Genomic DNA, 26,259 nt, shown 5'->3' on the forward strand with positions numbered 1-26,259 from the left:
TGAGATGGATGGTTTGTCAATTACTAATGAGTAGTGCTGGAGAGATAGAGAGTGGCTAGTTTAATTTTAAATTGATAGTAGAGAGGAGAACATTATGTTATCAGTACTTTGGAAGTTAAAATGGTTTTTTAAAGAAAATTCAAAACGTTATATAGTAGCGATTCTCTTATTAATCTTGGTGGGGGTACTAGATGTTATCCCGCCAAAACTAGTGGGGATGGCTATTGATCATATTCATTTAGGCACCATGTCAATGGAAAGGCTCATACAATATATCGGCTATTTAATAGCTTTAACAGTAACCTCTTACGCAATCACGTATATTTGGATGTATCAGTTATTTGGTGGAGCTTTTTTAGTTGAAAGAAAGCTGCGTTCTAATTTTATGGGGCATCTTTTAAGGATGACACCTACCTTTTTTGAAAAGAATCGTACGGGAGATTTAATGGCAAGAGCTACGAATGATTTAAAGGCTATTTCCATAACAGCGGGATTTGGAATATTAACTTTAATTGATTCAAGTGTTTTTATGCTAACCATACTTTTTACGATGGGCTTTTTAATCAGCTGGAAGCTTACATTAGCATCTATTCTGCCCCTTCCAATCATGGCATTATTAATGAAGATTTATGGAAAAAGAATACATGCGCGATTTATGGAATCACAGGATGCATTTGGTGAACTAAATGATCGGGTTTTAGAATCTGTTTCCGGTGTAAGGGTCATACGTGCTTATGTACAAGAAAAGGCAGATCAAAACCGTTTTCATCAAATGACGGAAGATGTTTTTCATAAGAACTTAAAGGTTGCTCAAATTGATTCTCTATTTGATCCAACGATTAAAGTTTTAGTAGGTTTAAGTTACTTAATCGGATTAGGTTATGGTGCCTATTTAGTATTTAATCAAATTATAACGCTTGGTGAACTTGTTTCCTTCAATGTTTATTTAGGGATGTTAATTTGGCCAATGTTCGCAATTGGAGAATTGATTAATATTATGCAACGTGGAAATGCTTCTTTAGACAGATTACAAGAAACATTATCCTATCAAGAGGATGTAGCAGACCCAACTATTCCAGTAATGGTTCAAACACCAGATTCAATCAAATACCATGATGTGACTTTTCGATACCCGTCTTCTAAGCAAAATAATTTACAAAATATCGAAGTAAACCTTTTGAAAGGGAAAACACTCGGGATTGTTGGGAAAACCGGTAGTGGAAAAACAACTTTTATCAAACAGTTACTAAGGGAATATCCAACAGGAAAAGGAGAAATTTCAATTGCCAATGTAGCAATTGAGGAACAGTCATTGGATCAAGTAAGAGGCTGGATCGGTTATGTTCCACAAGATCATTTCCTTTTTTCGAGAAGCGTTAAAGAAAATATATTATTTGGTCAAGAAGATGCTTCCGAAATGGATCTAGATAGAGCCATTGACTTAGCAGCCTTCCGTAAGGACTTAGAATTACTTCCAGAAGGGCTGAATACTTTAGTGGGTGAAAAAGGGGTTGCATTATCTGGTGGACAGAAGCAAAGGATTTCCATTGCCAGAGCTTTAATCAAAAATCCAGAAATATTGATATTGGACGATTCTCTTTCTGCTGTTGATGCAAAAACAGAAAAAAGGATCATTGATAATATTCGTCAAGAACGAAATGGAAAAACAAATATTATTACGACACACAGAATGTCTGCGGTTCAGCATGCAGATGAGATTATTGTATTAGATGAAGGAAGAATGATCGAAAAAGGAACGCATGAACAATTGATGGAATTGGGTGGATGGTATAGAGATCAATATATTCGTCAGCAAGTCGAAAGTGAAGCAGAAGAGGAGGCGGTGTCCTCATGAATAAAGGAAAAAGATTATGGCAATATGCTTTAAAATATAAAAGAATCATTATTGCCGCATTATTGATGTTGTCAATTTCAGTAGCTGCAGATTTGGCAGGGCCGTTTGTAGCTAAAAAAATGATTGATGAACATATTCTAGGAATTGAAAATAAATGGTTTGAAACGAAAAAAGGAAAGTTAACAGCTAACTTTAAAGAACATTTTTACAAACGTGAAAAGTATTTTGAACCTGGAGAAGCAAAAGGTAAGGAAGTACGAGTTTTACAAGTAGGACGAAATTACGTTTTTGTTGATGGAGCCATTGCATTGGATGGAAAACGCTCATATAAAGATGGTATTCTTACCGTTAATAGTAAAGAGGGGATTCAATCATATAAGGCTGAGCTGTTAGAAGGAAAGAGTTTATTAACATTTTACAAGCCTGAGATATCTAAAATTATCATTCTGTTAAGCGTGTATTTTATCTTATTGGTCATTGCAGCATTTTTCCAATACTGGCAAAAATATCTTCTCCAAAAATCTGCAAATCGTATCATTCAAAATATGCGAGAAGATGTTTTTAAACACATTCAACGCTTACCGATCCAATACTTTGATAATTTACCAGCTGGAAAGGTAGTTGCTAGAATAACAAATGATACGGAGGCTATAAGGGAATTATACGTAACTGTTCTTTCGACCTTTTTTACAAGTGGTATTTATTTAACGGGTATTTATGTTGCATTATTTATTCTGAATCCTAAATTGGCAGCAATCTGTTTGTTATTGATTCCGATCATTTTTATTTGGATGATCATCTACAGAAAATTTGCTTCTAAATATAATCATGTGATTCGTTCTAGAGTAAGTGATATCAACGCCGTGGTAAATGAATCCATTCAAGGTATGAACATTATCCAAGCATTTCGTAGGGAGAACAAAACGAAAAAAGAATTTGAGGCATTTAATGAAGAACATTTTATGTTCCAAAACAAAATGCTCCGATTAAATTCGTTAACATCTCATAATTTAGTTGCAGTATTAAGAAATATAGTGTTTGTCACTTTTATTTGGTACTTTGGTGCCCAATCCTTAAGCATTAATAGTATCATTTCGTTAGGAATGCTTTATGCATTTGTTGATTATATCAATCGTTTGTTTCAGCCGATACAGGGGATTGTCAATCAGTTAGCCAACCTAGAACAAGCATTAGTTGCGGGAGAACGAGTTTTCCATTTATTAGATGAACCAGGTATAGATGTAAGTGAAAATGATATTCCCCGTTACAATGGTAATGTCCGTTTTGAGCATGTTTCCTTCGGTTATAAAGAAGGAGAGTATGTGTTAAAGGATATTGATTTTGAAGCGAAGCATGGAGAAACAGTGGCATTAGTTGGTCATACCGGCTCCGGAAAAAGTTCAATCATGAATCTTTTATTTCGGTTTTATGATTGTCAAAAAGGAAAAATATCCATTGATGGAATGGATATTACCCAATTATCTAGACAAACGTTGCGAAAACATATGGGAATTGTATTACAGGATCCGTTTTTATTTACTGGTACGATTGCTTCCAATGTTAGCCTTGATGACCCTTCGATTACAAGGGAACAGGTTGAAAAAGCTTTAAAAGATGTTGGAGCAGATAAGGTATTAAAAAACTTAGAAAAAGGTTTTGATGAACCAGTGATTGAAAAGGGGAGTACTCTTTCTAGTGGACAACGTCAGTTAATATCATTTGCAAGAGCACTTGCTTTTAACCCAGCTATTCTCATTTTAGACGAGGCGACCTCCAGTATAGATACAGAGACAGAAAGCTTAATTCAAGAGGCTATGGAGGTCTTAAAAAAAGGAAGAACCACTTTTATCATTGCGCACCGTTTATCGACGATTCGTCATGCAGATCAAATTTTAGTTTTAGATAGAGGGAAAATTGTTGAAAAAGGTAATCATGATGAATTAATGGAGAAGAAGGGTAAGTACTTTCAAATGTATCAACTACAGCTCGGTGGTAAAACTCTGGCAGGATAAAAACAAAGCAGTCCTTTGGCTTTATAGTAAAGGACTGCTTTGTTTATTTTTACTGTAAAAAAAACTCCATATAATGTTCATTACTTTGTCACAAAATTGAAACAACTCTTCCGTTCCCTCCGGTTAGATTATGCTAATTTAAAAGTGGGATTGTTCAGATAAAACTGGGGGGCAAAAAAATGGAAGAGTTTTCAGTAACATTAATTATTGCTAGTATTATGATTCTTACTTATTTTACAAGTTACATCATCATTAATAAATAAAAAAATACTTGGCGAATTGCCAAGTTTTTTTTATGTAGGAAGCCCCCTGTAAAAGGGGGCTTAAGCCATTCATATTCAGTTATTTATATTATTATCTTTGGAAACCGCCTAATTGTTGCTCAGCCATTGCTACTAAACGCTTTGTAATTTCTCCACCTACAGATCCATTAGCACGAGAAGTTGTGTCTGCGCCAAGATTAACTCCAAACTCATTTGCAATTTCATACTTCATTTGGTCTAGAGCTTGCTCTACTCCCGGTACTAAAAGTTGATTTGAGTTGTTGCTACTTGCCATAATCTAACACTCCTCTTGATTTTTTTTTAGGGTTAGTATGGAATTGAACCATTTATGGTGATAAACCATTGCCACCTTGGCCTAACCCATTATAGAAGTAATAAGAAAGTGTGTTTCAAGGAAATCTAATTTATAGGTTTTGTATTTGATTAAAGGAAAGTCTGTTAAGTTGAATAAGATTGCAACTCCTCACATGTTGGCAGTTCCTGTTTGCTTTGCTTTGTTTTGTTTTGTTTTGTTGCTGTGTTGCTTTGTAATGTCTATTATGCTAAGTTTTTTGGACAATATTCATTTTAATAAATAGGTAATTTCTTCCGTTATGGGATTTTGAAAAATACACAACCTAATAGTACATCTTAAGTATTGAAAAAGAAGGGGATCATTATATGGGAATTTGTCCTCTATGCAATGGCTTTAAAGAAGTACAATTGAATTGTCAATGTGGTGGAACAATGGTTGATAGCGGGAAAGAAATGGACTTTTACGATGATTACAGTGCTTATATGGAAATAGACCAACTAAAATTAGAGGATGGCTACCCTAACAGTTTTTCAGATCATCAATGTCCACATCTATTTACTTGCTTGTCTTGTCAAAAAGATCAAGTTTTGTTAATTGAGGAATAAATAAACAGCCAATCGATTTGATTGGCTGTTTAAGTAAAATATTATCGGATACGTGCTTCTGTCTCTTTATCAAAGAAGTGAGTTTTGTTCATATCAATAGCAAGATCCATTACATCACCTGGCTTAATATTAGAACGGGAATCAACACGAGCAATGAAGTCTTGGCCGCTGATGGAAGAATAAAGCATTGTTTCTGCCCCAGTTAACTCGGAAACTTCAATTTTTGCATTGATTTTTGTTCCTGCTGATGCCTCAATAAATACAGGCTCGTCATGAATATCTTCTGGACGTACACCAAGAGTAACTTCTTTACCAACATAACCTTGTTCACGAAGTACTTTCATTTTACCTTCTGGAATCGCGATGGAGACATCTCCAATGACAAATTTACCATCTTCCACTTTACCATTAAAGAAGTTCATAGCAGGAGAACCAATAAATCCGCCAACAAAGATATTTTCTGGTTTTTCATAAACATCTTTTGGTGCACCAACTTGTTGGATAACACCATCTTTCATAACAACAAGACGTGTTGCCATTGTCATAGCTTCTGTTTGGTCATGCGTTACATAGATTGTTGTCGTTTGAAGACGTTGGTGAAGCTTTGCAATTTCAGCACGCATTTGTACACGTAGTTTTGCATCAAGGTTAGAAAGTGGCTCGTCCATTAAGAATACTTTAGCATCACGAACGATTGCACGACCTAAAGCAACACGTTGACGCTGCCCACCTGATAATGCTTTTGGCTTACGATCTAAATAAGTTTCTAATCCTAAGATTTTTGCAGCTTCATCAACGCGACGATTGATTTCATCTTTCGGAAACTTACGAAGTTTAAGACCGAAAGCCATGTTATCACGAACAGTCATATGAGGATATAATGCATAGTTCTGGAAAACCATCGCAATATCACGATCTTTTGGAGCAACATCGTTTACACGTTTGCCATCAATAAAGAACTCACCTTTTGAAATATCTTCAAGTCCAGCAATCATACGTAATGTTGTAGATTTACCACATCCTGAAGGACCAACAAACACGATAAATTCTTTATCTTGAATGTGTAGGTTGAAATCAGAAACTGCCGTTACTTTGTTATCGTAAATTTTATAAATATGATCTAATTTTAATTCAGCCACTTTAATAGCCTCCTATTTAAGAAATCGTTTTCATAGGTTTAGTGTACCGAAGATAATCATTTTCATATATAGACAAAGTGCACAAATATTCATTACTGTCCTTTATGCAATTTGTCATTCTTGATTTTCAAATAGAATACATGCTAAGTAAACGGTCATTCCTGAATAAAATTCTTTCAATGGAATCCCTGTTTTTTCAGTGAATTTTTCTAGCCGATATTGCAATGTATTTCTATGAATAAATAGATTTTTTGCTGTTGTGCTAGCATTCATATTATTTTTTAGGAAATATTTAATGGTTGTAAATAATTCAGGGTCCTCTTTAAATACAGGTAAAATATCATGTTGAATAATGGTTTTTAAAGTATTCGGTAAATTTAGAGCAATGTGTTGTGGTGTTACTTTTTCGAAATGAGAAAGTTTATCTTGCTTAAAGGAGTTTATTGCATATTCGAACAATGACCTTTCTTGTTCAACTAAACTTAAAAGAGAATCAGTTAACTTACGGAATTTTCCGATATAGTAGTGAGGTTCAATAAAAAAATCAGATTTAAGTGTATCAAACATAGCGATAAAGTCTTGTTCCATTAAAATGTGATTCGTTTTTTGTTCAACAATAATTCCTTTAAAATCATTTTCCCAAACAACTATTACTTCGGAGTCATAAAACGCATGGATAGCTGATTCAAAATCCATATGATTGATTTTTCCGTTAGACCATTGGAAATAAATCAAGCGATAATCATTTTCATCATTATGAGGTTTCGGTCCGTTTTGGAATAAATATTGGTACCATTTCTCTGCCATTAAAGATGCTTGTACAAATTCATTATCTCTTTCAACATAATCAAATAGTGTTTTTAAAAGAATTAACTGTTCTACAACCAAATCAGATTCAGGTATTCCAATCCATTTGTTTTTTTCAATAAGAAACCAGATATGAGCTTGGGTTGGATCTGGTTTCTCATTTTTCACTATTAAGTTTGGAAATAGGGAATATAATTTCTTCAACATATTAAACCTCATCGTCTTAAGTAATAAGTATCTTTCATTATATCAGTAAAAAAAAAGAATGTTAAAAGTTTCACTGGTTAAAGCCTATTTATAGGGTATAATATTAAATACATATGTTGGCAAGGGAAGGGATTAGTAATGACGCAAGAATATTCACCAGAAATTAAAAATCGCTTAAAGCGTTTGGAAGGACAAGTAAGAGGAGTTCTTCGAATGATGGAAGAAGAAAAAGAGTGTAAAGAAGTAGTAACACAATTATCTGCTGTTCGATCTGCTGTGGATCGTGCAATTGGTTTTATTGTGGCAAAAAATTTAGAGTCATGTATTCGTGAAGCAAATGATATGGGTCAAAATGCGGAAGATGCAATACAAGAAGCGGTGAATATGCTCGTGAAAAGCAGATAGGGCAGACTTATCCCCATTTAGGGGAGTCTCCCTATCTTTTTTTACCTTTTTCACTTTGGTGGTTCTTCTTCCACAAGATCTCTTGCTTCCTCAATATTAGTGGTTTCTCCTCTCATATGTACGGAGCCACCTGACAAACCTTCATTAATGATTCTGTCCTCATCTAAATATACCTTATCTTTTCCTTCATAAGCTAAATCTTCTTCAAAACGTTCATTGTTCTTCTCTTTCATCATAACAACCTCCTCTTTATATTTTTACAAAGAAAGGAGATTATCATACTATGTAAAATGGTTACATTATTTATCGTACACATGAAAAAGCATTAACTCATGAATTTGCTCTTTTAATGTAGCTTCGTCCTCCGATTTCGGAAGGCTGGATGTCCATTCGATTGTTCCATCAGGGTGATAAATACCTGAAAACTTTTGTTTTTGAAAATAAAATGAGAAAGTCCAACCAGGTAATTGTTGGTGTTGGTATAAAGCTTTATATTGAAAATGTGTAATCATGTCAATCCCTCCATCGCCATTTTATCAAATAGGTGCAAAAAAAAGAAGAAGGACAGAGGCGGCCTTCTTACTAGCTATCTGATAATATTCGAATAAATAATTCACATAGCATAACGATACGTTTTTGTTCGATTTCCTTCTCGTCAAAGCTCATCGGTTTAGAGTTTACTTCATAAAGAACATAGTTCCCATCCCTACTTAAGCCAGCATCTATCGAGAACTCACCAAAAAAACCTAGTTCAGATGATAGTGCTGCACCGATTTCTTCTACCAACATTTTTATGAAGGAATCATGGCTTTCACTTTGAATTCGCTTATATGGAAAAATACTTCCACCATTCATTAAATGAGTCGTTAGCCGATAAGAATCAGAGGCACGAATGGCTATTCCTGTCACGATATAATTCTTCTTGTATACGGACCAATGGGCAATGATTCTAAAATCAAACCGTTTATCGTCAATAAGTGCTGGAACAATAGTAGATTGGGCAATGAACCTCTTAGTGGTAAGAATGTAATTAAGGTCATGACATAAGCTTTCAATATTATGAAACATTTTGCATTCTTTTTGTGATTCCATAATGAATCGGTTCTTATGATAATAGACCCTGACAATCTTTTGTCCTTTTGATAATTCCCTCGGTTTTATATAAATATCCTTATGCTTTTCAATAAAAGATTGAAGTTGTTTAGATGATTCAATCAGAATGGTATCGGGAAGGTAGTGTTTGACCACTTGATTCTTTTTTAAAATTTGATATAACTGGTATTTATCAATAAACCCTGGATTAAAAATAGGAATACATTTTTCATGAAATCTGGCTAAACAAGTATCATATCGCTCTGATTTTTCATCTTTTCTATATGGAACCCGATTGTAGATGAGATCAGGATAGGGAATTTTCGCTTTTAGCCATTCCTTCTGTGAAGGCAGAAAAACATAGCCTTCTAGCCAGCCGTCATCATATACATCTTCATAGGAAAATACAATGGATAGGGCATTTGCTCTAAGCAATTCATTTTGTATTCGAATAAAAAGCTGCCAGTTTCCTACTAATGATTTATTTCTTGAAGAAGTCATAATGCCAATTAAAGGACCAATATGTTGGTCCTTTAACGATAACTGAAAAGGGATTTCCTGATTTGTACTTGTTTTAGATTCAGGTATAAGCTCTTTATGGGAGCCACCAAATGTATAAACTTGGTCATTATCATGAAACCATTTTTTGGTCTCTCGACAATAGAAAATATTCATTTGAATATTTCCCCTGGTGAATAAATCGACTTTTCAGTGAGGAAAATGGCAAATGCAATGGAAAGTTTTCTTGTTAAAAGGTCAAATTCTTTTAATTGTGGGTGGGTAAAAATAGACCGACCGGGTTTTGAATTCGCTTCAAATAGCCAAACATTCCCTTCCTTATCAATGCCTAAATCAAATCCAATTTCCCCGATGATTCCTTCTAGATTTTTTTCGAGCGATTGGCTTAGCTTTAGGGCAGCCTCTCTAAGTTTAGGAATATAGAGCTTTTTTTCTTCTTGATTAAAGATTTCATCCAATGATTTTATGAGTCCGCCCTTTTTAACATGGGTAGTGGCACTACCAATACCAGCAATCTTTGCGGCCATAGCTGTAATTTGCCAGTTCCCATTTGCGTCCTTATTAGAGTGAATACGAAAATCAATGGGGCGGTTTTCATATCTAAGTAATGGAATACCTTGTTGAACAATCATTTTTTCTAGAGAACGTCTACGGAAAATAGTATTCATTAAACTCTCTAATGTTGAGAATTTTCTTAGCTTTTTCTCTCCATCTTCATCATAATATCGACAATAATAATAATTTTCGACCTTGTCGAAAAGGAGTTGATGTACTCCTAGCCCGAGACTACCGTTAATAGGCTTAATATAAACATGGCCATATTGGGATAGCATTTGTTCTATGGCAGAAAAAGAGGTAAAGGGTTCTGTTTCTGGAAGATACTGCGAAACAGAGATGTCATTGTAAAGCCTTTCGTAAATATCCAATTTATTAAAAAACCCAGGATTATACCAAGGTATTAAGTACTCTGATTGCATCCGTTCCTTCACTAAACGTTGTTCTTTTCTGTTTTCACTTAATCGATTTGGAAGTCTATCATAAACAACATTTGGAAATGGAACTATATGCTTCTCCCATCCGTTTGCATGATAAAAATAACCCTCAATTAATCCTTCTTCCCAATTAATATGTTGTTCTCCAAATACAAAGGTAATAGCCCCAACTGATTTTTCGACTGATAGTAATTTTGAAAAAAATAAGGAGCGATCACCTATGGGTCTTAATGGAAATGGAGTAAATCCAGAGGTGAAGATTCCTACAATGGGTCCGATAAAGAGTGTGTCATTTTCGTAGAAAAGGTGTAGTGGAATCATCATATCTGGAAAATGTAATTCGTCTTTTAAATCCTCACTTATGACAATGATATCTTGGTTTTGAGGATGCGATTTTATCTTCGCTTCACAGGAATAACTTCCAAAAGCAATACGTTCGACATTGTTCCATTTTGATTTAAGCTCAGCAGGGTAATAAACGGTTTTGACCAATTGTGAACTGAATTTAATTGGATAACGTTTTCGCATCGTATCTCTTCCTCTCTTTATTTTCAGAGTTCGTTAACGTTTTTCCATACAGAAGGGGAGCATAGTAAAGTTCATCGTTCTTACCGGGAGAAGTTTCTTGGATAACTTTTCTACCTGGTTTTGAATTGATATCCAGAATCCAAATGCCTCCATTTTTAGCAATCCCGATATCGATGCCTAATTCAAATAAAGGCATAAATGTATTTTCCAAAATGGATGGAAGTTTAAATAGGATATCGTTTAACTCATTATCAATATATTCGAATGAAGTTGAAAATAATTGTTTAATCCACGGTTCGTATTCCCTTATATATCCTCCCGCACTTATGTTTGACAGGATTCCATCTTTGTGACCGACTCTAATACCTCGCCCACGTTCCGTCCATTCCCCATTTTCTTGCTTTTGTAAAAGGGCTCTTACATCAAAGGGTTCTCCTAGTTTATTAGTAAGTTCAAGATAGGGCTGCATAAAATAATCCATTTTAGAGAGAAGGGTATCCATCCAGGATAAAAATATAGTAGATTGTGTAAATTCTCGATAAATATGTTTACGGCGATTGAAGGTTTTAACAGAAATCAATTTTTGTGGGCCAGCTTCAATTAAAAATATTCCGTTTCCCTGTGAACCTGCAATGGGTTTAAGAACGATTTTCTCTACTGTTTGTAGTTCCTTTATAACATCCGTTGGAAGTTTAATTGGTTTGGAAGGGGGGAGATACGGACTAAGGGAAGATTGATTTAGCACATGATATAATTCTAGTTTATTAGGTAAGCCGTATCCTAGAAAATAGATATCCTCTCTGCTTTTTAACCAAGAAACAATGGGAATACACTTTTGTGATAGAGAATCTCGGCTGTAAAAACAACGGTCATAAAGTATTTTGGGGATTGGAAATACGGAATGTTCCCACTTATTATTTTCGGAATTAAACATCTGTCCGGTAACTTCTTGCGATATAGGATCAATGTCAATCGGAAAAAACCGACAACAAGTCATTCCTACATGTGAAGCCCTTTTTGCGATTTCAGTAAAATAATGAATTTCAGTATCCTTCGTTGTCAGGATTCCAAATGTATTCAATTATGTTTCCTCCTTTATGGAGCTATACCCATGAAGTTTTTGAGTGGCGTGTTCAAGTCCAAGATATAGGCAATAAGATACTATGGCTTTCGCCGAAGGTCTAATTTTTATTTCTTGTTCTTCAAAGTTCTTTGAGGGTTTAGAGTTTATTTCAATTAACCAAGGATGACCTTCCTTATCGATTCCAATGTCTATTCCCAGTTCACCAGTCAATCCCTCGGAGTTTTGGCCCATTATAGAAGCAAACTCTACTGCTAATTCCTTCATGAGTACCATTTGTTGCTTGGCTGTTTTCCGGTCAAAAAATAGACTTAGAGCTTTTAATGGTTTCATTGTTTCTCCTCCACGAGCGATGTTGGAAACAAATTGTTTATCCGCAGAAAGACGGGCTACGGAAGAAGTGACATTCCAAATATCTTGGTTGTTTTTATGACAAAGCACTCGAAAATCAATAAAGCGATTTTGGTGTTGAATAAAGGGTATGCCTTGTTGGATTAAATATGAGCTCTTTTTTATAAAAGGAAGGAGGGTAACATGTAGCTCATCTAAGTTGGTTATGTGAAGACTATTTTGTTTTTCTTTAAAATAACTAAATTGAATGGAATAGGAGGAGAAACCTTCTTTTTCTAATCGGATTATATTTCTTCCTTGACTCCCATGAATTGGTTTTATAAATAAAGTATCATGTTGATCGAGCATATCTTCTAAATTTTTCTTCGAATATAACTTCGTTGAAGGAATAAAGGCACGTAAATGTTCTTCTGTAAATAAAACATCGTATACCTCCCACTTTGATAAAAAACGGTCATTGAACATAGGAATGAAATCTGATTGTATTTGATCTCGAAACTGGTGGAAAGAGGTACTATGCTCAATCCTTCGTGAGTGGATTCGGTTATAAATGACATCGGGTATGGGAAGACGAGCTTTATTCCATTTCCCATCTTGGTTATAAAAGCCGGTAATGAAGCCTTCATTCATACTTTGAAGGGAGAAAACATAGAAAAAACCACCTAGATGATTAGTCACATAATCTAATTCCTCGCTAAAGGAATGAACAGATCGAAAGTTTGGGTTTTCCAGATCATCCTCATTTACTTCCGTTAATAAACCAATGAGTGGCGCTAGACGAAGAGTATGGGCAGAATTTATAAATTGAGCAAAGAAAGTGTAAGTTTGAATGGGTAAGTAGCTTTCCTCTAATAAACGTTCGGATATTAAAATCAGATCTTCATTACTCTCATTTTCACAGACTTCAAGAGTCATATAATGCTTCCCAATACAAACTTTAATCATGCTATTTAATTTTAGTTTCCATTTTTTTATCAATGGTCTTGAAATAAATAGCGACATTTCATTTGTAGTGTGAATCTGATGGGGAACAACCCTAATTGGGATAAAATTATTCACAAGTACCAATCCTCATTTGCTCGTCATGAAATGTAGAATTATAATAATAGTTGGGCTTAAATGGATATAGTATCGTATGTACAAAAGCCTAGATTGGTGATTTTTTTAGGAAGGTAGATGTAGATTGGAAGTATTTATAACATTTTTAGTTATGGTAATTATTGGGGCATTAATAGGAGGGTTTACCAACCACTTAGCCATTAAAATGCTTTTTAGACCATATCGTGCGATTTATATTGGAAAGTGGCGTGTCCCTTTTACTCCAGGACTTATTCCAAAAAGACGAGATGAGTTGGCTAGACAATTAGGAAATATGGTGGTTGGCCATTTATTAACTCCGGAAGGGATACAAAAAAAGTTAAGTGAAACAGAATTTCAATCTGATGTAACGGCGCTTGCCAAAACTGAAATATCTAAGTTCTTGGCATCGGAAAAGACGGTAGAAGAGTGGTTAGAGCAATTACAATTTAAAGATGGAACGACCAAAGTCAAAAGACAAATCGATCTGTTTATCGAAAAAACATTTGAGCGGATTTCGATGAAATATCGGGAAAAACCGATAAAAGATGTTATTCCTAATGAAGTTCAAGAAAAAATCACCTTGAAGATTCCGATTGTTTCTCAATATATCCTTGATAAAGGAATAGAATATTTTTCAAGTATAGAAGGGAAAGCGCGTATTCAACGAATGTTCGATGATTTCCTTAAGGAACGAGGCATGCTTGGAAATATGCTGCAAATGTTTTTAGGAAATGTAAGCCTAGCAGATAAAATACAACCAGAGCTGATAAAGTTTTTAAGTAATGAGGGGACTAGTGATCTTCTTGAAACTCTTTTACATAAGGAATGGGAAAAGTTTTCCCAGTGGGAATTCGGAAAAGTAGAAGATTGGCTTGAAAAAGATAAATTATTAAATACAATTAAACAATATTCACATCAAGTCATTCAAGTAGAAGAAATCATGAAAAAACCTGTTGCTGCACTCGTTGCTGATTATAAAGAAATCATTGTGGAAAAGTTTGTTCCGAACATGGTTGAAAGACTAACTCATTGGTTAATCGAACGTATTGGCATAGTTTTAGAAAAACTTCATTTAGCCCAAATTGTTACTAATCAAGTAGAGACATTCCCTGTACAAAGATTAGAAGAAATGGTTCTTTCGATTACAAGCAGTGAATTGAAAATGATTACCTACTTAGGTGCCTTACTAGGAGGTATCATCGGCTTGTTCCAAGGTCTAATCGCCATTCTATTTTAAAGTATAGGTAACTTTTGGCTTTTTATCGCATAGTTTGTTATAGTGATTGAATAGTGCCTATAGATAAGGAGTGTTAAATAAAATGGCAAATTTATATGATGCAGCCTACGAAATGGAAAAGGCTATTCGCGGCAGTGCTGAATATGCACAATTACTTCAAAGCTATAAGGAAGTGAATAGTGACCCTGCAGCTAAAAATATGTTCGACAACTTCCGCAAGATCCAAATGAACCTACAGCAAAAGCAAATGATGGGTCAGGAAATCACTCAAGCTGAAGTAGAGCAAGCGCAAAAATCAGTAGCACTGGTCCAACAAAATCCTAAAATTGCGAAGCTTATGGAAGCTGAACAAAGAATGAGTATGATTATTGCCGAATTAAATCGTATTATTATGAAACCGTTAGAAGATCTTTATGGACCTCCAATGCAATAAATGGTTTTGAAAAGCTGGCAGATGCCAGCTTTTTTTGTGTTTACAAACAATACCCTTGTTCTAATTTTTCTTATTTTTTCATAAATGTGATATAAGGAAAATTCTTTTTAAAGAAAAGAAACCTTATCAACAAGAACAGGGGGCAAAAGTATATGATATTCCGCTTATTGGCTTTAAATATTGATGGAACTCTTTTACAGTCCAATAGTCGCTTACACCGTTCGGCAAAGGAAGCCATTCAATATGTACAGCAAAAAGGTGTAGAGGTCACACTCGTTACATCTAGAAGCTTCCCTTCTGCTAAAAAACTTGCCAATTCCTTAAAAATAAATAATCCCATTGTTACAAGTAGAGGAGCCTACATCTCAAGTACAGATGAGAAACCTATTTTTGTGAAAAGACTAGAAGAGGATATTGCATTCGAGATTTCTCGTTTATTAGAAGGATTTGAGTGCCAGTTTCGTTTAGTAAATGAACAATTTTCATTAAGTAATCGTTCCAAGTTATCAAATAATCTTATGGCAAAAACAATCTTTTCGGCAGCAGAGCCTGCTTTTTATTCTCACCAGTTTGTAGATTCTGTCAGTGAAGCATTAACACAAAATCCAATGACTCCATCAAAATTTGAAGTGTTTTTTGAAGATGAGGAGGATTTGGATGATGTGATGAAAGCACTGAAAGGGATGTTTGTTGAAGTTGATACTGTTAAAATCAATAAGCTTAGATTAGATATTGTCCCGGAAGGTATTTCTAAATTAAATGGATTATTATATTTGGGTGAACGTCTTGGAATCTCTAGCAGGGAAATGGTTTATATAGGGGATTCCGAAGATGATATCCCATTAATTGATGCTGTTGGTCTTGGAGTAGCGATGGGTAACTCCTCCTTTGAGGTAAAAAAAGCTGCGGATTGGGTAACTCGTTCCAACAACGAACAAGGCGTTGCCTATATGGTAAAAGAACACTTTAGAAAACAGCAGCCAATTGAGTTTTTACGCAAAATGAATATTATTAAGAACTAAAGAAGAGAGACTAAATTCGGTGTATGGCCCGGATTTAGTCTTTTTTTGTTTTGGTCTTAAATATCTGAATGTTGATTGAAGGCTCCTACAGTGGCTATCAACTAGTAAGTCTTACCGATTTCTTCTTGTTGACCTTCTACAGGTCGATTAGATACACTAGAGAAAGCTTATTTTGAAAAGGTGATTGTATTGCGTATACTCATAACTGGAATAGAGGATGAACGGTTTCATCGTCCATTACAATTAATTGCAAACTTGTTTTTTGAAGAGTCAAATCTTACTTACGATATGAAAACGGATTATGATATAAAGATTAATTTGGACATTCACATTGAAGAGACCGTATTGGCAAAGGCCACATTATGTGACTCTGTTGGGCAAGTTTACACGAAAAAACTTGAGAAAGAATTGACCGCAACAGAGGAAAAGGAACGCTGGAAGCAAATGAAGAATACGGTGCTGTCTGTCTACCTAGTAGTTCTTCAAGACTTTACAGGTATTGTGCAAAAATGGGGTTTTTTAACAGGGATTCGTCCCACGAAGTTGCTGCATAAAAAGGTTCAAGAAGGTATTCCTACCGATATAGCGCATCAAGAATTAAAGGAACAATACTTAATTTCAAATGAAAAAATTCAGTTAATGCAAAACATTGTGGATAGACAATTAGCCGTATTACCGGATCTATATCAATTACAAAATGAGGTTAGCATTTATATAGGAATTCCGTTCTGTCCTACTAAATGTGCTTATTGTACATTCCCGGCATATGCGATTAATGGACGCCAAGGTTCAGTGGATTCTTTTTTAGGTGGCCTCCATTACGAAATGAGAAAGACAGGTAAATGGTTAAAAGAAAAAGGAATAAGAATTACAACGGTCTATTATGGCGGTGGGACACCTACAAGTATTACAGCTGAAGAAATGGATATGCTTTATGAGGAAATGTATCAATCCTTTCCAGACGTCGAGAATATTCGTGAAATAACAGTTGAAGCAGGCAGACCTGATACCATTACTCCTGAAAAATTAAACGTTCTAAAAAAGTGGAATATTGACCGAATCAGTGTTAATCCACAATCCTATATCCAGGAAACGTTAAAGGCTATTGGTCGTCATCATACAGTAGAAGAAACAGTGGAAAAATTCCATCTTGCGAGAAAGATGGATATGAATAATATCAATATGGACTTAATTATTGGACTTCCCGGTGAGGGGCTCCCAGAGTTTAGTCATACATTAAATGAAACAGAAAAATTAATGCCTGAGTCATTAACCGTTCATACTTTATCCTTTAAACGGGCGTCTGAAATGACACAAAATAAACAAAAGTATCAAGTAGCAAATCGAGAAGAAGTAGAACAGATGATGGAATTAGCTGAAAAATGGACAGAAGAACATGGATACCATCCGTACTATTTATACCGTCAAAAAAACATTCTAGGTAACTTAGAAAATGTGGGATATTCTCTTCCAACTCAGGAAAGTTTATACAATATTATCATAATGGAAGAAGTGCAAACGATTATTGGCCTTGGCTGTGGTGCAGCAAGTAAATTTATTCATCCACAAACAGGGAAGATTATACAGTTCTCTAATCCAAAGGATCCGAAAACATACAATGATAGCTTTGAAGAATATACACAAAAGAAACTAGACATATTAGAAGATCTTTTTGCTTCTGATAACGTTAAGTAAATGGCTATGCTAAAAATCATGGTTGATCTAGTACAGGATCACCAAAGTAGTAGTGTTTAGCGGACACACGTTCCGTTATATGACGAAAATGATTGTTTTTAGAGGATTATCGGACTATGGTTCCGCTATCTCACTAAAAGTATGCCATTTGCTAATGAAATATAGTCAATAGCGGAACCTGAGTCCTTTAGATTAGAAAAAAACGTCTATTTTAGGGAAATAACGGAATGTAAGTCCTATAAATAATTAAACATCATCAACACCAATCTTAAACATAGCAAAGTAAATAAAAAAACAGGAGGATGATTCCAGAAGAATCATCCTCCCTTTATTTAAACAGTAGCCTTTTTCTCTTCTTTGACTTTTTTGAAATATTTGCCAAGGTATGGGTAAACAAAACGATCAAGTCCATATTTTCCTGCATTGTATCCAGCTACCATAATTAAGATTCCCATTATAATATCAGTTGGATTGTGGGACACCGTACCAGAAAGTAGGAAGGCAAAGTTCATTACTACTCCGAAAAAGGCGGCGGCAGTTGTTAAGCATCCCAGTATAAGACCTAAACCAACTAAAAATTCACCCCAAGGAACTAAAACGTTAAATAAGTCTGCATTCGGAAGAGCAAAGCTATCTAGGAATGATGCCCACCAGCCATATACTACTCCATCTGGTCCTTTAACAGGATTAGCAACTGCCCCTTTTAAAAATCCACTGGCATCAAAACCATCGGTTATTTTGTGAAAACCAGCTGTCATCCACTTATAACCTAAAAATATTCTTAAAGCCGTCAATAATACTGCTGAAACTGTGTTTTCTCTTAGCCATTTTACTAACATATTAATCGCTTCCCCTCAAAAGATTTTAATTGATTATTACACTATATATATATTAATTTGTTTCTAGAAAATATGGTCACACTATTAAGCTTCACCAATTCGTCAAAACTATTTGACGAAAAATTGAAATAACGTCTCGATTACAAGAACAGCTACGACCAACAGGTATTTTTTACAGGGTTTAAAAATTAAAAATATTACCTATTAAGAATGAAATAGTATGAATGACACATACAATGGAACAAGCATCTAATTCAGAAATTAATTCATAGGTTCTAGGAATATGCTTTTACTAAAAGGGGGATGAAATGAATGATGGATACTGCATTAACAATGACGCAAATGATTAAAAGAGCAGAGAAGTATTTTCCAAAAAAGCAGGTTGTCTCAAGAACACACAGTGGCATACAGCGTTTTACTTATAAAGAAATGGCAGAACGGACTAGAAGATTAGCTGACGCTCTCCAAAAATTAGGGGTTCAAAGAGGTGACAAAATAGGAACATTAGCCTGGAATCATCATCGCCATTTAGAAGCCTATTTCGCTATTCCGTGCAGTGGTGCGGTTCTCCATACCATTAATATTAGGCTCTCAACTATGCATATCTCCTATATTATTAATCACGCAGAAGATCAGGTTCTACTAATTGACTCTGATATCGTTCCTCTAATAGAAAAATGTCAAGAATCTCTTCAAACAGTTAAAGCTTATATTATTATGACTGATGAAGATGAACTTCCAGATACAACACTTTCACCGGTCTATCACTATGAACAATTACTTGCTCAAGCAGATCCAACATATGAATATCCAGATGATATTGAAGAAAACGAACCAGCTGGAATGTGTTATACCTCAGCCACAACGGGAAATCCAAAAGGAGTGATTTATTCTCATCGTGGAATCTATTTACATAGTATGGCTCTTGGAATGGCTGACAGTGCAGCGGTTAGTGAGAAGGATATTGCTCTTCCGGTTGTGCCGATGTTCCATGTAAATGCTTGGGGTTTACCATTTGCAGCTGTTTGGTTTGGTACAAACTTAGTTTTACCTGGTCCATACTTTACACCAAAGTTAATTGCAGAGCTTATACAAGAAGAAAAAGTGACGATTACAGCAGGAGTTCCGACAATATGGCTAGGATTACTAAAAGAACTTGATGAAGGTTGTTATGACATGAGTAGCCTTAGGTCTATTCTTTGTGGAGGTTCTGCAGCACCTCGGGGGATGATTCAGGCGTTCGAGCAAAAGCATAAAATACCTTTTATGCATGCCTATGGTATGACAGAAACAAGTCCTCTTGTTGTTATCTCAACTCTCAAAAGCTATCAGGAACAGCTGTTGGATGAAGAAAAACTCGATATTAAAGCCATGCAGGGCATTTTAGTTCCAGGACTTGAAATGAAGGTGCTAGGTAAGGATGGAGAGGTGGCATGGGATGGAAAGGAAATGGGAGAGCTAACGCTCCGAGGACCATGGATTGCCTCAGAATACTATAAGGATGAAAGAAGTAGTGAAGCATTTAGAGATGGTTGGCTTTATACGGGAGATGTTGTAACAGTCAATGAAGAAGGTTTTGTTAAAATAGTGGATCGTACAAAGGATTTAATTAAAAGTGGCGGAGAGTGGATTTCCTCCGTTGATTTAGAAAATGCATTAATGGCACATGAAGCCGTTTTTGAAGCAGCGGTGGTAGCCATTCCACATGAACAATGGCAGGAACGCCCTATTGCTTGTGTAGTTTTGAAAGATACTTATATAGGAAAAACAACAAAGGAAGAACTGCTGAACTTTTTAGCTCCGAAATTTGCTAAGTGGTGGCTTCCAGATGAAATTCTATTTTTAAAGGATATTCCGAAAACTTCAGTTGGAAAGTTCTTGAAACGTGCCTTAAGAGATGTGGTACGTGAAGAACTAAATCAAAAAAATTAAACGACTAATTTCAAACATTTCATTACAATTTAGGGATAAGCACCTATTTTAAATTAATTTCATATACAATGAATTTAAAAGAGAAGGACTTACATCTTTCTCTTTTAAATTTTTAAAGATATGTGAAAAACTTAACAACTTTTTATATAAAGAACGATTATAGTAAAAGCAGGTGAATAAATATGACAAAAAAAACAGTTGTTATAATCGGTGGAGGAATTACTGGGCTAGCGACAGCCTATTATTTGCGTAAAGAAGTAAAAGAGCAGAACCTCCCAATAGATGTGAAATTGATCGAAGCAAGTAATAAGCTTGGAGGGGTTATTCAAACCTACAAAAAAGACGGTTTTATCATTGAAAAAGGACCAGATTCCATTTTAGCACGTAAAAAAAGTGCCCTTAAGTTAATAGAAGATCTAGGGTTAAAGGATAAAGTGGTGTCAAATACAGCAGGAAAGTCTTATATTCTTGTAAAAGGAAAGCTTCATACGATGCCAGAAGGTTCCTTTATGGGAATACCGACTAAAGTGAAACCATTTGCGTTTTCTGGTCTTTTTTCACCAATGGGTAAACTAAGAGCAGCTGGGGATTTTATTCTGCCAAAAGGGAAGGTACAGGGTGACCAGTCTCTTGGTGCATTTTTTAGAAGAAGATTGGGCGATGAGGTAGTAGAAAATTTGATAGAACCGCTATTATCGGGAATTTATGCTGGTGATATTGATCAGCTCAGCCTTATGTCTTTATTCCCGAACTTTTATCACATCGAACAAAAACATCGAAGTCTTGTAATTGGATTAAATAGAACGATGCCGTCTGCTCCTAAAAAAACAAATAAACAACCATCTAAAAAAGGAATGTTTATTTCATTAACCACTGGTCTGGAAGATATCATTATTGAATTAGAAAAAAGATTGGGAGAAAGTGTTACGAAAGGTGTAGCAGTTGAAAGGATTAATCAAAAAGAAAACGGCTATTCGTTGAAGCTATCCAATGAGCAAATCGTCGAAGCTGACAGTGTGGTGTTAGCAACTAATCATTTACAAGCCCAACGGATTTTATCAGACTATTCTTTTATGGATCATTTTAAAAATATGCCAGCAACATCCGTCGCAAATGTGGCGATGGCTTTTCCAAAGTCCGCCATTAAACAAGATATAGAAGGCTCAGGATTTGTGGTTTCGAGAAACAGTGATTTCCGAATTACCGCTTGTACTTGGACCCATAAGAAATGGCCGGGAACTACTCCTGAGGATATGGCATTATTACGCTGTTATTTGGGAAAACCTGGTGATCAAGAAGTAGTCGAATTAACGGATGAAGAGATTATTGATATTGCCTTAAAAGACTTAAATAAAACAATGAATATTACAGGTAAGCCTCTTTTCCATGTTGTCACTAGATGGAAAAAAACAATGCCTCAATATACTGTTGGTCATAAGGAAAGGATACAAGCTGTAAAGGATGGCTTATCCAAAGAATTACCAGGTGTATTTCTAGCTGGTAGCGCCTTTGAAGGTGTGGGTATACCAGACTGTATTGATCAAGGTGAAGCCGCAGTCCAAAAGGTATTAGCGTTTTTAGCTTAACCATTAATGGGTCTCTCTTAAGAAGAGGGTCCTTTTTTGTGCGAGAAGGAAGAAAACATGAATAAATGGAAAATTTATATATTTTTTGAAGATAAAAACGAGTAAAATAGGGTATATTATTGTGGTCATGATTTTGGAAATGGAGGGAAAAGATTGAATTCATTTGTTGTAGGTTTTCATAAAGAAGATAATGTCGATGCCATGCAAATTCAAAAATTGAGTGAAGAAGATTTTGAAAATGCGACAGAAGGTGGTACAAGACACTTATTTGAGCTTGACACTAACGTAGGCTTTTTTGTTTTTTTTGATGCAGAGGACAAAGACGGAAATGTTTCTCATATGATGCTTCAATATGAAGAGGATAATGAGGATCCCACTGCTTGTTATTCTTTTCAGATGAAAGACTTTTATGAATTTATGGCTTTATATTTAAATGACTTAGAATTTAATGAAGAAGCAAATGAAGATGATGAAGAAGAAACTTACGGACCTATTCATCACCTTGCGCATCTTCTATACCATATTGTTGAAGAAGGACAAGCTGTAAAACCTTAAAAGAGAAAGCAGGAACAAAATGTTCCTGCTTTTTTTCTATTTATTATTGAATAAATATTGAACTACTTTTATAGATGCCGTTCGATTGATTTCTTGAACAAAACCAATATATCTTTGATCCATACTTGCAATACCGTGTTGAAGGAGAGCTGGTTCGAAGCCGCGTTCAAGTGCCCCCTGATAGGTCGCTTGAACACAATATTCAGCAGCGAAACCGCAAATCAAAACCATTCCTACATTTAATTCTCTTAGTTTTTCTTCTAGACTTGTTTGCCAAAAAGAATTGGAAAATTGCTTTGATACATAATAATCCGTATCTTCAGCATGGAGCCCCTCTGCTAATTGATATCCGTATGATTCAGGTCCTTCTCCAGCATCCTCATCCTGAATAAAGATAATCGGCTGCTGGGCATCACGAAACACATTGATGGAAAAGTTTACAACCCCTAATATTTCCTCAAGACTTTTTTTACTACTTTCATCCTCAAAAAATTCATTTTGCATATCTACTACTAATAAAGCAGTTTTCAGAACAATCCCACCTTCATAATTGATATAATTAAATATTCACGTAAAGAAGTCAGTATTCCTTTTTTAAAATCTCTATTAGGAAAAAATTGTAATAGTTAGAGGTGTTTCGAATAAAATCATAGAAATTAAATGAGGAGTATGAAATGAAAAACAAAAGAATGGAGATTAATAAATGAGAAAAATATATATACTCTTAACGGTAATTGGTGCGGCCTTACCGTATTCCTTCTTTATTCCTTTTCTTGTTAAAAATGGATTAAATTTAAAATTACTTTTCGACCTTTTATTTGTTAATAACATCTCAACCTTTTTTGCCGTAGATTTTTTGATTTCTTCTATCGTTTTTTGGGTATTTATGTACGTAGAATCTAAAAGATTACATATAAAAGAATGGTGGATTTGTTTATTAGCAAATTTGGTAGTTGGTTTATCGATGGCTTTACCCCTTTTTCTATTTTTTAGAGATAAAAAGGCTAGGAGTGAGCTAGAATAGATATTATTTAGGGATAGGGATTAAGACCTATCCTTCTTTTTTTCGATTTGGAAAATCGTTTGAGTTGTAGTGTTTTTGTTGTGTATTTCTAAAAGTGTGATTTAAATCACTATATTAGTATATATTTTTATATATAATCACTATGCGAATCTTAGAAACAACTTAGGAGTGAATATATTGTTAAACAAGCAAACTATTGAAATCGTAAAATCGACTGTTCCGGTTCTAGAGGAGCATGGTGAAAAAATAACAACTCGTTTTTATCAACTAATGTTTGGAAATCATCCGGAATTATTGAATATCTTTAATCACGCTAACCAAAAACAAGGTAGACAACAAAAGGCTCTTGCTGGAACTGTCTATGCAGCTGCTCAATATATAGATAATCTTGAAGCTATTATTCCAGTAGTAAAACAAATTGCCCACAAGCATAGAAGTTTAGGAATTAAACCTGAGCATTACCCAATTGTAGGTAAGCATTTATTACTTGCGATTAAGGATGTTTTAGGGGATGCAGCAACAGATGAAATTATCGATGCATGGGGTCAGGCTTATAATGTGATAGCGGATGCATTTATTAGTATTGAGGATGAAATGTATGAGGAAGCTAAGAATCAAGTTGGTGGTTGGGATGGTTTCCGTCGTTTCATCGTTGATAAAAAAGTGCAGGAAAGTGCCGTTATTACATCTTTCTATTTAAAACCAGAAGATACAAAAGCAATTGCTAGCTTTATTCCTGGTCAATATATTAGTGTGAAAATGACCATTGAAGGCGAAGAAAACACTCATATCCGTCAATATAGTCTTTCTGATGCACCAAATAAAGAATATTACCGTATCAGTGTTAAAAAAGAACAGAATGACCTTCACCCAGATGGAATGGTTTCAAACTATCTACATGAGCAAATTAATGAGGGAGATGTAGTAGAAATAAGTGCACCAGCTGGTGACTTTATTTTGGATATGAACAAGAAATCTTCACTTGTTTTATTAAGTGGTGGAGTTGGTCTTACTCCAATGGTTAGTATGCTTAATACGGTGGTAGAGCACCAGTCAGAGAGAAAAGTAACCTTCATCCATGCTGCACAAAACGGGAAGGTACATGCACTTCGTGATGAAGTAAATACTTTAAGTAAATATGAAAATGTTTTATCTTATGTTTTCTATGATTCTCCAACAGAAGAAGATCGCCAAAATATGCACTTTGATTTTGAAGGATATATCACTCAAGAATGGTTAGAGGATAATACAGATACTAACTCTGCAGATTACTATTTCTGTGGGCCAGTTCCATTCATGAAGGTTATCTATAATTCATTAATAAAATTAGGTGTTACTGAAGATCGAATTCACTTCGAATTCTTCGGTCCAATGGGGAACTTACAGGAAGAAAAGGAAAAGGAAGAAGTAGGAGTATAAGTTACAAATTAACGCATTAAAGCGGTGGGGGTCAGACCCCCACCGCTTTAATGTGTTAATGTAGTTTTAATATTAAAAATAGTTTGAAAAGAGGTTACGATGTTACAAGTTTCAATTTATAATGAAAAGAGGATGATGAAAATATGAAGGAGGGGTTTATGTTGAACACTAGTTCACCCACAGACACGGTACTATTGAAAGTAGATGGTCGTGTGGCAACAGTGGAAATGAATCGGCCTGATGCATTAAATGCACTGAATAAAGAAATGATTAAAAGCCTAGTTGTAAAACTGAAAGAAATTAACGACTTAGATGATATAGATGTTGTTATCCTTACAGGAAAGGGTAGAGCTTTCTCATCTGGTGGCGACATCAAATCGATGTTAACACTTGACTCTGAGAATGATTTCTTTACGATTATGGATTCTATAAGTGAGTTAATTGTTACGCTCTATAGCATGCCTAAGTTAACTATTAGCGCGATTTCTGGAGCAGCTGCTGGTCTTGGGGTAAGCCTTGCTTTAGCAACCGATTATATTTTAGCTCAGGAAGAAAGTAAATTGGCCATGAATTTTATCGGTATAGGGTTAATCCCAGATGGTGGAGCACATTTCTTTTTAGAAAAACGTCTTGGAGAAATTAAGGCTAAAAACCTGATTTGGGAAGGAAAAGTACATAATGCACAATCGTCCTTAGAGATGGGATTAATTGATGAAATAACGAATGGGGACATCAGCGAGGCTGCAAATACGAAAGTGAGAGAGTGGCTTCAACAACCTGTTCAGGCTATGATTAAAACCAAAAAAATCTTAGCAGATTGTAATAGACCTCAACTTCTAAAAATTCTCGAATTAGAAAAACAAGGACAACGCAAAATGAGAGAAACAAAAGATCATCTCGAAGGAATCCAGGCCTTCGTGGAAAAGCGTAAACCAAGTTTCACAGGGAAGTAAGCAAAACAGGGGTGACTACAATTTATAGTGTAGACACCCCTGTTTTTTATCAATAAATTAATTAAACATGGAATAATAATAGTTTACCAGTTGGAGAAACACAACGATGTGTCTTTTCTAATAAATTTTTTTCTCTTAGCAATTGCTCTCCTTTTGCTTTAGCCTCATTATCATTTGCTGCTTGAAAGGTTTCATCTATAAGTTTTTCCCCGTTTACTTCAAAGGCAGTTAATTTATATGATTGCACAGGTAATCCTCCCTTTGTAAAAATGAATTACTATTATTTTTGCATAATTTCAAAAAATGTGCAAA

Annotated in this window: 26 protein-coding genes; 14 read left to right on the forward strand and 12 right to left on the reverse strand. The window is 35.0% G+C overall.

Annotated features, from left to right (window positions below; translation table 11 throughout):
• The first annotated feature begins 94 nt into the window (after positions 1–94).
• Both ACSBPO_RS05355 and ACSBPO_RS05360 read left to right on the forward strand, forming a co-directional pair.
• Positions 95–1,855, forward strand: a complete 1,761-nt coding sequence (locus tag ACSBPO_RS05355; protein ID WP_442599036.1) for an ABC transporter ATP-binding protein — start codon at positions 95–97, stop codon at positions 1,853–1,855.
• Entirely contained in the window at positions 1,852–3,867 is a 2,016-nt protein-coding gene (locus ACSBPO_RS05360; protein ID WP_442599037.1) for an ABC transporter ATP-binding protein, read from the forward strand. The genes ACSBPO_RS05355 and ACSBPO_RS05360 overlap by 4 nt, the downstream gene beginning before the upstream one ends.
• A gap of 354 nt (positions 3,868–4,221) precedes the next feature.
• Here the strand turns inward: ACSBPO_RS05360 and ACSBPO_RS05365 are convergent, their stop codons facing one another.
• Positions 4,222–4,425, reverse strand: a complete 204-nt coding sequence (locus ACSBPO_RS05365) for a small, acid-soluble spore protein, alpha/beta type (protein ID WP_442599038.1) — start codon at positions 4,423–4,425, stop codon at positions 4,222–4,224.
• A gap of 386 nt (positions 4,426–4,811) precedes the next feature.
• On the opposite strand from ACSBPO_RS05365, the gene ACSBPO_RS05370 reads away from it, so the two are divergent.
• Positions 4,812–5,051 carry a hypothetical protein gene (locus tag ACSBPO_RS05370; protein WP_442599039.1) on the forward strand — a complete coding sequence of 80 codons (240 nt, stop codon included), beginning with the start codon at positions 4,812–4,814 and terminating at the stop codon, positions 5,049–5,051.
• 41 nt (positions 5,052–5,092) lie between these two features.
• Here ACSBPO_RS05370 and ACSBPO_RS05375 read toward each other — a convergent pair whose 3' ends face one another.
• Both ACSBPO_RS05375 and ACSBPO_RS05380 read right to left on the reverse strand, forming a co-directional pair.
• Positions 5,093–6,190: an ABC transporter ATP-binding protein gene (locus ACSBPO_RS05375; protein WP_442599040.1), complete on the reverse strand. Its 1,098-nt coding sequence runs from the start codon at positions 6,188–6,190 to the stop codon at positions 5,093–5,095.
• 114 nt (positions 6,191–6,304) lie between these two features.
• Positions 6,305–7,204 carry a PucR family transcriptional regulator gene (locus ACSBPO_RS05380; protein ID WP_442599041.1) on the reverse strand — a complete coding sequence of 300 codons (900 nt, stop codon included), beginning with the start codon at positions 7,202–7,204 and terminating at the stop codon, positions 6,305–6,307.
• A gap of 138 nt (positions 7,205–7,342) precedes the next feature.
• On the opposite strand from ACSBPO_RS05380, the gene ACSBPO_RS05385 reads away from it, so the two are divergent.
• A complete protein-coding gene (locus tag ACSBPO_RS05385) occupies positions 7,343–7,609 on the forward strand; it encodes a metal-sensitive transcriptional regulator (RefSeq protein ID WP_442599042.1) in 267 nt (88 codons plus the stop codon).
• 50 nt (positions 7,610–7,659) lie between these two features.
• Here the strand turns inward: ACSBPO_RS05385 and ACSBPO_RS05390 are convergent, their stop codons facing one another.
• The 6 genes from ACSBPO_RS05390 to ACSBPO_RS05415 all read right to left on the reverse strand — a co-directional run bounded on the left by ACSBPO_RS05390 (position 7,660) and on the right by ACSBPO_RS05415 (position 13,231).
• The gene (locus tag ACSBPO_RS05390) at positions 7,660–7,842 is read right to left on the reverse strand and encodes a hypothetical protein (RefSeq protein WP_442599043.1); all 183 of its coding nucleotides are present in this window, start codon (positions 7,840–7,842) and stop codon (positions 7,660–7,662) included.
• 66 nt (positions 7,843–7,908) lie between these two features.
• On the reverse strand, positions 7,909–8,121 hold the full coding sequence (locus tag ACSBPO_RS05395) for a YheE family protein (RefSeq protein ID WP_442599044.1): 213 nt from the start codon (positions 8,119–8,121) through the stop codon (positions 7,909–7,911).
• A gap of 70 nt (positions 8,122–8,191) precedes the next feature.
• Positions 8,192–9,376 (reverse strand): YheC/YheD family endospore coat-associated protein, encoded by a 1,185-nt coding sequence (locus ACSBPO_RS05400; protein WP_442599045.1) that lies wholly within the window; start codon positions 9,374–9,376, stop codon positions 8,192–8,194.
• Positions 9,373–10,740, reverse strand: coding sequence for a YheC/YheD family endospore coat-associated protein (locus ACSBPO_RS05405; RefSeq protein WP_442599046.1), 1,368 nt, complete (start codon positions 10,738–10,740; stop codon positions 9,373–9,375). Before ACSBPO_RS05405 ends, ACSBPO_RS05400 begins: the two co-directional genes overlap by 4 nt.
• Complete coding sequence (locus ACSBPO_RS05410; protein ID WP_442599047.1) at positions 10,718–11,821, reverse strand: YheC/YheD family endospore coat-associated protein; 1,104 nt, start codon at positions 11,819–11,821, stop codon at positions 10,718–10,720. The genes ACSBPO_RS05405 and ACSBPO_RS05410 overlap by 23 nt, the downstream gene beginning before the upstream one ends.
• A complete protein-coding gene (locus ACSBPO_RS05415) occupies positions 11,822–13,231 on the reverse strand; it encodes a YheC/YheD family endospore coat-associated protein (protein WP_442599048.1) in 1,410 nt (469 codons plus the stop codon).
• A gap of 124 nt (positions 13,232–13,355) precedes the next feature.
• On the opposite strand from ACSBPO_RS05415, the gene ACSBPO_RS05420 reads away from it, so the two are divergent.
• The 4 genes from ACSBPO_RS05420 (at position 13,356) to ACSBPO_RS05435 (ending at position 17,639) form a co-directional block, all read left to right on the forward strand.
• Positions 13,356–14,489: a DUF445 domain-containing protein gene (locus ACSBPO_RS05420; protein WP_442599049.1), complete on the forward strand. Its 1,134-nt coding sequence runs from the start codon at positions 13,356–13,358 to the stop codon at positions 14,487–14,489.
• An 82-nt stretch (positions 14,490–14,571) separates the two neighbouring features.
• Positions 14,572–14,922 carry a YlbF family regulator gene (locus ACSBPO_RS05425; protein WP_442599050.1) on the forward strand — a complete coding sequence of 117 codons (351 nt, stop codon included), beginning with the start codon at positions 14,572–14,574 and terminating at the stop codon, positions 14,920–14,922.
• Between the two features lie 152 nt (positions 14,923–15,074).
• Positions 15,075–15,944 (forward strand): Cof-type HAD-IIB family hydrolase, encoded by an 870-nt coding sequence (locus ACSBPO_RS05430; RefSeq protein ID WP_442599051.1) that lies wholly within the window; start codon positions 15,075–15,077, stop codon positions 15,942–15,944.
• A gap of 180 nt (positions 15,945–16,124) precedes the next feature.
• Positions 16,125–17,639 carry a coproporphyrinogen III oxidase gene (locus ACSBPO_RS05435; RefSeq protein WP_442599052.1) on the forward strand — a complete coding sequence of 505 codons (1,515 nt, stop codon included), beginning with the start codon at positions 16,125–16,127 and terminating at the stop codon, positions 17,637–17,639.
• 332 nt (positions 17,640–17,971) lie between these two features.
• Here ACSBPO_RS05435 and ACSBPO_RS05440 read toward each other — a convergent pair whose 3' ends face one another.
• Positions 17,972–18,478 carry a DoxX family protein gene (locus tag ACSBPO_RS05440; protein ID WP_442599053.1) on the reverse strand — a complete coding sequence of 169 codons (507 nt, stop codon included), beginning with the start codon at positions 18,476–18,478 and terminating at the stop codon, positions 17,972–17,974.
• Positions 18,479–18,790: 312 nt separating this feature from the next.
• Between ACSBPO_RS05440 and ACSBPO_RS05445 the strand changes: the two genes are divergently transcribed.
• From ACSBPO_RS05445 to ACSBPO_RS05455, 3 genes are all read left to right on the forward strand, one after another.
• Entirely contained in the window at positions 18,791–20,410 is a 1,620-nt protein-coding gene (locus ACSBPO_RS05445) for a long-chain fatty acid--CoA ligase (RefSeq protein WP_442599054.1), read from the forward strand.
• Positions 20,411–20,592: 182 nt separating this feature from the next.
• Entirely contained in the window at positions 20,593–21,996 is a 1,404-nt protein-coding gene (gene hemY, locus ACSBPO_RS05450; RefSeq protein ID WP_442599055.1) for a protoporphyrinogen oxidase, read from the forward strand.
• Between the two features lie 201 nt (positions 21,997–22,197).
• Positions 22,198–22,551, forward strand: a complete 354-nt coding sequence (locus ACSBPO_RS05455) for a cytosolic protein (protein ID WP_442600310.1) — start codon at positions 22,198–22,200, stop codon at positions 22,549–22,551.
• 36 nt (positions 22,552–22,587) lie between these two features.
• Here the strand turns inward: ACSBPO_RS05455 and ACSBPO_RS05460 are convergent, their stop codons facing one another.
• The gene (locus tag ACSBPO_RS05460) at positions 22,588–23,055 is read right to left on the reverse strand and encodes an isochorismatase family protein (protein WP_442599056.1); all 468 of its coding nucleotides are present in this window, start codon (positions 23,053–23,055) and stop codon (positions 22,588–22,590) included.
• Positions 23,056–23,254: 199 nt separating this feature from the next.
• Here ACSBPO_RS05460 and ACSBPO_RS05465 point away from each other — a divergent pair, with 199 nt between their 5' ends.
• The 3 genes from ACSBPO_RS05465 to ACSBPO_RS05475 all read left to right on the forward strand — a co-directional run bounded on the left by ACSBPO_RS05465 (position 23,255) and on the right by ACSBPO_RS05475 (position 25,947).
• Positions 23,255–23,575 (forward strand): DUF2834 domain-containing protein, encoded by a 321-nt coding sequence (locus ACSBPO_RS05465; RefSeq protein ID WP_442599057.1) that lies wholly within the window; start codon positions 23,255–23,257, stop codon positions 23,573–23,575.
• A gap of 177 nt (positions 23,576–23,752) precedes the next feature.
• Positions 23,753–24,994 carry an NO-inducible flavohemoprotein gene (hmpA, locus tag ACSBPO_RS05470; protein WP_442599058.1) on the forward strand — a complete coding sequence of 414 codons (1,242 nt, stop codon included), beginning with the start codon at positions 23,753–23,755 and terminating at the stop codon, positions 24,992–24,994.
• A 161-nt stretch (positions 24,995–25,155) separates the two neighbouring features.
• The gene (locus tag ACSBPO_RS05475; protein WP_442600311.1) at positions 25,156–25,947 is read left to right on the forward strand and encodes an enoyl-CoA hydratase; all 792 of its coding nucleotides are present in this window, start codon (positions 25,156–25,158) and stop codon (positions 25,945–25,947) included.
• 61 nt (positions 25,948–26,008) lie between these two features.
• On the opposite strand, the gene ACSBPO_RS05480 is transcribed toward ACSBPO_RS05475, so the two are convergent.
• Entirely contained in the window at positions 26,009–26,194 is a 186-nt protein-coding gene (locus tag ACSBPO_RS05480; RefSeq protein ID WP_442599059.1) for a YhzD family protein, read from the reverse strand.
• Positions 26,195–26,259 lie beyond the last annotated feature (65 nt).

This window comes from Neobacillus sp. D3-1R (genome assembly GCF_052180215.1).
Classification (GTDB): Bacteria; Bacillota; Bacilli; order Bacillales; family Cytobacillaceae; genus Pseudoneobacillus.